The organism is Staphylococcus sp. EG-SA-2, assembly GCF_017152085.1.
Genome location: NZ_JACYHC010000208.1, coordinates 1 through 7952, shown reverse-complemented (window position 1 = coordinate 7952; position 7952 = coordinate 1). Strand labels below are relative to the sequence as shown.

Annotated in this window: 9 protein-coding genes; 4 read left to right on the top strand and 5 right to left on the bottom strand. The window is 31.4% G+C overall.

Annotation, left to right across the window (positions count from 1 at the left end; translation table 11 throughout):
• Nucleotides 1-319: 319 nt before the first annotated feature.
• The 3 genes from mntC to IDG60_RS01960 are packed head-to-tail and all read right to left on the bottom strand — an operon-like array spanning nt 320 to nt 2819.
• Nucleotides 320-1249, bottom strand: coding sequence for a manganese ABC transporter substrate-binding lipoprotein MntC (gene mntC, locus IDG60_RS01970; RefSeq protein WP_000737654.1), 930 nt, complete (start codon nt 1247-1249; stop codon nt 320-322).
• Nucleotides 1246-2082, bottom strand: coding sequence for a metal ABC transporter permease (locus IDG60_RS01965; protein WP_000889252.1), 837 nt, complete (start codon nt 2080-2082; stop codon nt 1246-1248). Before IDG60_RS01965 ends, mntC begins: the two co-directional genes overlap by 4 nt.
• Entirely contained in the window at nt 2076-2819 is a 744-nt protein-coding gene (locus IDG60_RS01960; RefSeq protein ID WP_000894464.1) for a metal ABC transporter ATP-binding protein, read from the bottom strand. The genes IDG60_RS01965 and IDG60_RS01960 overlap by 7 nt, the downstream gene beginning before the upstream one ends.
• A gap of 121 nt (nt 2820-2940) precedes the next feature.
• Between IDG60_RS01960 and IDG60_RS01955 the strand changes: the two genes are divergently transcribed.
• Nucleotides 2941-3585 (top strand): metal-dependent transcriptional regulator, encoded by a 645-nt coding sequence (locus IDG60_RS01955; protein WP_000954657.1) that lies wholly within the window; start codon nt 2941-2943, stop codon nt 3583-3585.
• 79 nt (nt 3586-3664) lie between these two features.
• Here IDG60_RS01955 and IDG60_RS01950 read toward each other — a convergent pair whose 3' ends face one another.
• Nucleotides 3665-4417, bottom strand: coding sequence for a M50 family metallopeptidase (locus IDG60_RS01950; protein ID WP_001108547.1), 753 nt, complete (start codon nt 4415-4417; stop codon nt 3665-3667).
• 235 nt (nt 4418-4652) lie between these two features.
• Here IDG60_RS01950 and tarA point away from each other — a divergent pair, with 235 nt between their 5' ends.
• Nucleotides 4653-5417: an N-acetylglucosaminyldiphosphoundecaprenol N-acetyl-beta-D-mannosaminyltransferase TarA gene (tarA, locus tag IDG60_RS01945; protein ID WP_000215388.1), complete on the top strand. Its 765-nt coding sequence runs from the start codon at nt 4653-4655 to the stop codon at nt 5415-5417.
• 60 nt (nt 5418-5477) lie between these two features.
• Here the strand turns inward: tarA and tagH are convergent, their stop codons facing one another.
• Complete coding sequence (gene tagH, locus IDG60_RS01940) at nt 5478-6272, bottom strand: teichoic acids export ABC transporter ATP-binding subunit TagH (protein ID WP_001103232.1); 795 nt, start codon at nt 6270-6272, stop codon at nt 5478-5480.
• Between the two features lie 346 nt (nt 6273-6618).
• Between tagH and tagG the strand changes: the two genes are divergently transcribed.
• Together tagG and IDG60_RS01930 are read left to right on the top strand one after the other, a co-directional pair.
• On the top strand, nt 6619-7431 hold the full coding sequence (tagG, locus tag IDG60_RS01935) for a teichoic acids export ABC transporter permease subunit TagG (RefSeq protein WP_001273058.1): 813 nt from the start codon (nt 6619-6621) through the stop codon (nt 7429-7431).
• A 98-nt stretch (nt 7432-7529) separates the two neighbouring features.
• On the top strand, nt 7530-7952 hold a 423-nt coding region (locus IDG60_RS01930), incomplete at its 3' end, for a CDP-glycerol glycerophosphotransferase family protein (protein WP_206160437.1).

Sequence of the window (7952 nt, the reverse complement as noted above, 5' to 3'; positions counted from 1 at the left end):
TTCGCAGTTTAATCAAAACCACATAAAGCTTTTAACTTTACTCTTTGATTTAAAGAGTGACAAATGTTTACAGTTTAATTAAAACTGCATAAGAACTTCTAGCTTTTCTCTTTCGTTCAAAGAGAAGTTCTAATACCACCATATCGTGCGATCGGGAACGGTATATATATTAATAGGAGGGTAATATATATTTAACGCACGATATGGGACTATTAGCCTTCGACTTTGTTATGTTGATGTGTAGCCTAAAATATTGGAGATACCAATATTTTAGGTTGCATCAACATCAATTCATCTTACTTCATTAAAACACAGCGTGTTATTTCATGCTTCCGTGTACAGTTTCAATATTTGATTTCATCATTTTGTAGTAAGAGTCACCTTTAGTGCCTTCTTTACCGATTGAATCTGTGTACACTTCACCAAAGATATCTTTCTTCGTTTCTTCAGATAAACTTTCCATTGCTTTCTTATCAACACTTGTTTCTACTAATAAGTGTTTTAATTTGTGCTTTTTAACAAACTCAATAGCTTGTCTCATTTGTTCAGGTGTACCTTGTTTTTCAGTGTTAATTTCCCAAATATAACCTGGTGTAATACCGTATTGTTTTGAGAAGTACTTGAAGGCACCTTCACTTGTAATCATGGCACGTTGTTCTTTTGGAATGTCATTAAATTTGTCTTTACTGTCATTATTTAATTTTTCCAATTGAGCAATGTATTTGTTACCTTGCTTTTCATAATCTGCTTTATGTTTTTTGTCGTTATCGATAAATGTTTGTTGAATTGTTTTTACGTATTTAATACCATTATCTAAACTTAACCATGCGTGTGGATCTTGTTTATCTTTGTTGCCTTCTTCACCGTTTAAATAGATAGGTTTAACATCTTTTGATACTGCGATAACTTTTTTATCTTTTAATGATTTACCAGCCTGTTCTAAGGCTTTTTCAAACCAACCGTTACCAGTCTCTAAATTTAATCCGTTGTATAAAATAACGTCAGCGTCAGTTAACTTTTTAATATCTTTAGGTTTAACTTCATATTCATGAGGATCTTGACCAACAGGTACAATACTATGAATATCGACGTTGTCTCCACCAACATTTTTAGCCATATCATATAAAATTGAATTCGTCGTTACTACTTTTAATTTGCCATTTGACTTATCACTGCTTTGTTTACCACCAGTACCACATGCAGCAACTAGAAGTAATAAGGCTAATAATAAAGGTACTAATTTTTTCATGTTAAACTTCCTCGTTTCTTTCTATTCGTAAATTTTGTGAAAAATAATGTGATGATATAAATTACAAACGTACAAAGTACGATTGTCGCACCACTAGGAATGTTGTAAATATAGCTGTAATAAAGTCCGACAATTGAACTTATGACACTTATTAAACTTGCTATAATCATCATTGAGTATAGTTTTTTACTAATTAAAAATGCTGTAGATGCAGGTGTAATTAATAATGCAACTACAAGAATAATACCTACCGTTTGAATACTTGCTACTGTTACTAATGAGAGTAACAACATCACAAAGTAATGTAATAACGTCGTATTTAGACCACTCATTCTACTAAACGTTGGATCGAATGTAGAAATCATTAATGGACGATAGAAAATAATGATTAGAATAAGGACGATTGAACCAATCACAATAGTTGTTAAAAATGCACTATTTGTGATTGCCAGTAAATTACCAAACAGAATATGGTACAAATCTGTCGTAGTGTTTATTAAGCTAATAATAATAATCCCCGAAGCTAAGAAAGCGGTAAAACTAATTCCAATAGCGGCGTCAGGTTTCGTTTTACTACTAGATGTGATATAACCGATAAAAATACTTGCGATCATACCAGTTATAAGTGCGCCTACAAACATTGGAATACCAAATAAGAATGATAGGGCAACACCAGGTAATACTGCGTGACTCATTGCATCTCCCATTAATGAAAGACCACGTAATACAATTAAACTACCAACTGTACCACAAACTATCCCTACAATAATTGAAGTTATCAATGCTCGATTCAAGAATTGATATGTAAATAAATGTTCGACAAACTCTAACATGTTATATTGCTCCTTTGACTAGGGTCACTACAGTCAGTGCTACTCATAAATGTTTCGTTTAAGCGAGTGACACTCATAGCCTCTTCACTATCACCAAAGTATCGTAATGTTTGATTTAATAGAATAATGCGATCAAAGTATTGCTTTGCTTTTGATAGATCATGGTGGATGATAAGAATAAGTTTTCCTTGTTGTTTTAAGTTCTCGATTTTTGTCATGATTAATTTTTCGCTACTAAAATCAATTCCGACAAACGGCTCATCTAGAAAATAAACTTCACTTTCGGACATCAATGCTCTTGCTACTAGCACACGTTGTAATTGTCCACCACTTAATTCTGAAATTTGTCGATGACGTAAAGATTCTAATTCTAAATCGCTTAATAACTGTTTGAGTTTATCCCTTGCTGATTTATTAGGTCGTCTAAACCATCCAATTTCTTTGTAGCAACCTGATAAAATCACTTGTTCCACACTTATAGGAAAATCTAAATCAATATGTGCTTTTTGTGGAATATATGTAATATGTTGCAGTTGTTGTTGTATAGGTTTGTTATATAACAATTTAGTACCGGTAGCATTAAATTCACCAATTAAAGACTTGATAAGGGAAGATTTACCAGCACCATTCGGGCCCATGATACCAATTATTTCGCCGCGTACTGGTATCGATAAGGAAATGTTTTTAAGTACATGCTTATTACCTAAAAACAGATTTAAATCTTTTGTTTCTAACAAACGTTTATACCTCCTAATTAAAAGTTTAGGCTAACCTAATTAATTGTATAATAAACTGAGAATATTTATCATGTCAAGTAAATTCGTGATATAATATAGACAATGTATGTGAGGTGAAAGTATGTTAACTGAAGAAAAAGAGGACTATTTAAAGGCAATCCTTACGAATAATGGCGATAAAAACTTTGTGACAAATAAAATCTTATCTCAATTTTTAAATATTAAGCCTCCATCTGTAAGTGAAATGGTAGGACGTCTTGAAAAAGCAGGCTATGTTGAAACAAAACCATACAAAGGTGTTAGATTAACAGAGGATGGTTTAACGCATACGCTTGATATCATTAAGAGACATCGACTATTAGAATTATTTTTAATAGAAATATTGAAATATAATTGGGAAGAAGTACATCAAGAAGCAGAAATTTTAGAACATCGAATTTCAGATTTATTTGTTGAAAGGCTGGATAGCCTGTTAAATTTCCCAGAAACTTGCCCGCACGGCGGTGTGATTCCTAGAAATAATGAATATAAAGAGAAATATATAACAACGATTTTGTATTATGAACCTGGTGATATCGTTACAATCAAACGTGTGAGAGATAAGACCGATTTGCTAATATATTTGTCTAGTAAAGATATTTCTATTGGTAATGAAGTGGAAATTGTATCGAAAGATGAAATGAATAAAGTAATTATCATTAAACGTAATGATAATGTAATTATTGTCAGTTACGAAAATGCAATGAACATGTTTGCTGAAAAATAAAATAAAGAAGCCATAAAGATATCCATGATTGAACTGATAAAGACATATGGATAATTGCTTTAGGCTTCTTTTTTATTAGTTAATTTATCAAGTGAGTATATTTGAGTAAAATATTCACTGCATAAAGATTGAAGATAATCCAGATTGTACTATAAATGAAGATAGGTACATGACTGAGTTCTTTAAGTGCACTACCATCCCACTGTGGACTCGGACGCTGGAAAGTCAATTTAGCAATCGTCCAACTAGATTGTAGAACTTCGCCTAATAATACACCTAAAATATATTGATAACTCATTGTGACAAGTAGTTGAATTTCTACTATATTTTCATCTTTTAATATAAAATACAACATGATAGAAATTAAAGTTATAACAACAATGGGTGAGCCTTTTCTAGATGTTAAAATTAAAAAATAAATAAATATCAATAAATAGGTAAATATAAAGAAACTAGGTATCTGATAATGGCTCGACGCTAAACCTATCAATAACATAATAGGTGGCATTAAATAACCACCAATCGTTGTAAGCCATTGGCCTGCTAGATGTCTAGATTGTGTAATTGCGAATCCTTGTTGTAATGTCTGTTGTCGCTCTCGTGGACTTGTTACAATGACTAAATCTTTTGCACGGCCACCAGCGAGTTTATTAAACAGTACATGACCAAATTCATGTGTTAAAACAGGGATATAGTTTAAAATGACATCTAAATAGTTCAAAACAGGCTTATGTCTATATTGATGAATAGCAATATAACAAGCTGCAACAATAACGATAATGTATATATTAAGTTGAATTGTCGTATTAAAAAAGTTTGATAAATAATTCATTGTTAACCTCATATAAGATATTAATTTAAAGTTTGCTTAGCACTTATTATAAATGATATTGGCATCAATAGCGTTAGACTTTAGACTTACCTTAGTTAAACTAATTTTAATTTTTGAAAAGGTGAATATGTGTTAAAATAAAGCAAAATCATTTCGATATAAATAGGATGAATATAAATACTGTTAATATTGATTACACTAACATAATAATGAAATAAGATAGGAGATTCCTGTTATGACTGTTGAAGAAAGATCCAATACAGCCAAAGTTGACATTTTAGGGGTCGATTTTGATAATACAACAATGTTGCAAATGGTTGAAAATATTAAAACCTTTTTTGCAAATCAATCAACGAATAATCTTTTTATAGTAACAGCCAACCCTGAAATAGTGAATTACGCGACGACACATCAAGCGTATTTAGAGTTAATAAATCAAGCGAGCTATATTGTTGCTGATGGGACAGGAGTAGTCAAAGCTTCGCATCGTTTAAAGCAACCTCTAGCGCATCGTATACCTGGTATTGAGTTGATGGATGAATGTTTGAAAATTGCTCATGTAAATCATCAAAAAGTATTTTTGCTAGGGGCAACTAATGAAGTTGTAGAAGCGGCACAATATGCATTGCAACAAAGATATCCAAACATATCGTTTGCACATCATCACGGTTATATTGATTTAGAAGATGAGACAGTAGTGAAACGAATTAAACTGTTTAAACCTGATTACATATTTGTAGGTATGGGATTCCCTAAACAAGAAGAATGGATTATGACACATGAAAACCAATTTGAATCTACAGTGATGATGGGCGTAGGTGGTTCTCTTGAAGTATTTGCTGGGGCTAAAAAGAGAGCGCCTTATATATTTAGAAAATTAAACATTGAATGGATATATAGAGCATTAATAGATTGGAAACGTATTGGTAGATTGAAGAGTATTCCAATATTTATGTATAAAATAGCCAAAGCAAAAAGAAAAATAAAAAAGGCGAAATAATCATGATGACAAAAATAAAACCGAGGAAATCCTTAAATGGAGATTCTCGGTTTTTTCGGTTTATTTAATAACGAAGCGGGACTCATCGAGTTTGTTTCTAAATTCTTTTTGTTCGGCTTTGGATTTCTTTTTAAAATCGTTAAGGAAAGCTTCATATTTAGGTAATACATCATCAAGTTCACCGTAATCTTTTAACTTTCCGCCTTCAATCCAAGCAATCTTAGTACAAAATTGTCTCACTTGGCCTAAGTTATGACTAACGAAAAAGATGGTTTTGTTTTGCTCTTTAAACTCGTAAATTTTATCTAAACATTTTTGTGCAAAAGTTTGGTCACCTACAGATAAAGCTTCGTCAATGACTAAGATATCTGGATTAACTGTGATATTAATTGAAAAACCAAGTTTTGCACGCATACCACTTGAATACTTTTTAACTGGTTGATAAATAAACTCACCAAGTTCACTAAATTCAATAATCTTAGGTGTCATCGCTTTAATTTCTTTTCGCTTAAAGCCCATACATAACATTTTAAATTCGATATTTTCAATCCCTGTAAGTTGTCCACTCAAGCCAGCACTAATTGCGATAACGCTGACTTCACCATTACGATCCACTTTGCCAACAGTAGGCGACAAAGAACCGCCAATGATATTGCTCAACGTTGATTTGCCGGAACCATTGATGCCAACAAGCCCTATGACGTCACCTTCATATGCTTTTAAACTAATGTCATCTAAAGCGAAAAATGTTTTGTTTTTATGTTTGGGAATGAGCGCATCTTTCATACGTTCTTTATTTGTACGATAAATACGATATTCTTTTGTTACATTTTTAATGTTTACCGAAACGTTCATTTGTAGACCTTCCTTATTCACATTTATCTAGATTATAATATACTACTCAACAGTTGTTAAATTTTAAAACCTGTTGTAAAGTGTATAGAAGATTTTGTTATTATCAGAGTTGGTGTTTTGACACAAAATGTTAATCATCAATGATAACAATGATATTTAAAAACTAAACTTATTTCAACTTACATGATTGTATACTATAATGTATTTGTAATAAACTAATATTTTAAAGAACTAGACAATAATTTTGATAGCATCCATGTATAGTGATAGTATTTACAACAATTATTATAATACTATTTAGTTAAGTAGAGAAATAGTTAAACATTTGAAAGTGTGGTTTAATGGAATGTCAGCAATAGGAACAGTTTTTAAAGAACATGTAAAGAACTTTTATTTAATTCAAAGACTGGCTCAGTTTCAAGTTAAAATTATCAATCATAGTAACTATTTAGGTGTGGCTTGGGAATTAATTAACCCTGTTATGCAAATTATGGTTTACTGGATGGTTTTTGGATTAGGAATAAGAAGTAATGCACCAATTCATGGTGTACCTTTTGTTTATTGGTTATTGGTTGGTATCAGTATGTGGTTCTTCATCAACCAAGGTATTTTAGAAGGTACTAAAGCAATTACACAAAAGTTTAATCAAGTATCGAAAATGAACTTCCCGTTATCGATAATACCGACATATATTGTGACAAGTAGATTTTATGGACATTTAGGCTTACTTTTACTTGTGATAATTGCATGTATGTTTACTGGTATTTATCCATCAATACATATCATTCAATTATTGATATATGTACCGTTTTGTTTTTTCTTAACTGCCTCGGTGACGTTATTAACATCAACACTCGGTGTGTTAGTTAGAGATACACAAATGTTAATGCAAGCAATATTAAGAATATTATTTTACTTTTCACCAATTTTGTGGCTACCAAAGAACCATGGTATCAGTGGTTTAATTCATGAAATGATGAAATATAATCCAGTTTACTTTATTGCTGAATCATACCGTGCAGCAATTTTATATCACGAATGGTATTTCATGGATCATTGGAAATTAATGTTATACAATTTCGGTATTGTTGCCATTTTCTTTGCAATTGGTGCGTACTTACACATGAAATATAGAGATCAATTTGCAGACTTCTTGTAATATATTTATATGACGAAACCCCGCTAACCATTAATAAATGGAAGTGGGGTTCATTTTTGTTTATAATTTAAGTAAATAACATATTAAGTTGGTGTATTATGAACGTTTTAATAAAGAAATTTTATCATTTGGTAGTTCGAATACTTTCTAAAATGATTACGCCTCAAGTGATTGATAAACCGCATATCGTATTTATGATGACTTTTCCAGAAGATATTAAGCCTATCATCAAAGCATTAAATAATTCGTCGTATCAGAAAACTGTTTTAACAACACCAAAACAAGCGCCTTATTTATCTGAACTTAGCGACGATGTTGATGTGATAGAAATGACTAATCGAACATTGGTAAAACAAATTAAGGCTTTGAAAAGCGCGCAGATGATTATTATCGATAATTATTACCTATTACTAGGTGGATATAATAAGACTTCTAATCAACACATTGTTCAAACGTGGCATGCAAGTGGTGCATTAAAAAACTTTGGATTAACAGATCATCAAGTCGATGTGTCTGACAAG

Bases quoted from the DNA above. Each gene is read 5' to 3' on its own strand.
- mntC (WP_000737654.1), bottom strand. From the start codon at position 1,249: ATGAAAAAATTAGTACCTTTATTATTAGCCTTATTACTTCTAGTTGCT.
- IDG60_RS01965 (WP_000889252.1), bottom strand. From the start codon at position 2,082: ATGTTAGAGTTTGTCGAACATTTATTTACATATCAATTCTTGAATCGA.
- IDG60_RS01955 (WP_000954657.1), top strand. From the start codon at position 2,941: ATGTTAACTGAAGAAAAAGAGGACTATTTAAAGGCAATCCTTACGAAT.
- IDG60_RS01950 (WP_001108547.1), bottom strand. From the start codon at position 4,417: ATGAATTATTTATCAAACTTTTTTAATACGACAATTCAACTTAATATA.
- tarA (WP_000215388.1), top strand. From the start codon at position 4,653: ATGACTGTTGAAGAAAGATCCAATACAGCCAAAGTTGACATTTTAGGG.
- tagH (WP_001103232.1), bottom strand. From the start codon at position 6,272: ATGAACGTTTCGGTAAACATTAAAAATGTAACAAAAGAATATCGTATT.
- tagG (WP_001273058.1), top strand. From the start codon at position 6,619: ATGTCAGCAATAGGAACAGTTTTTAAAGAACATGTAAAGAACTTTTAT.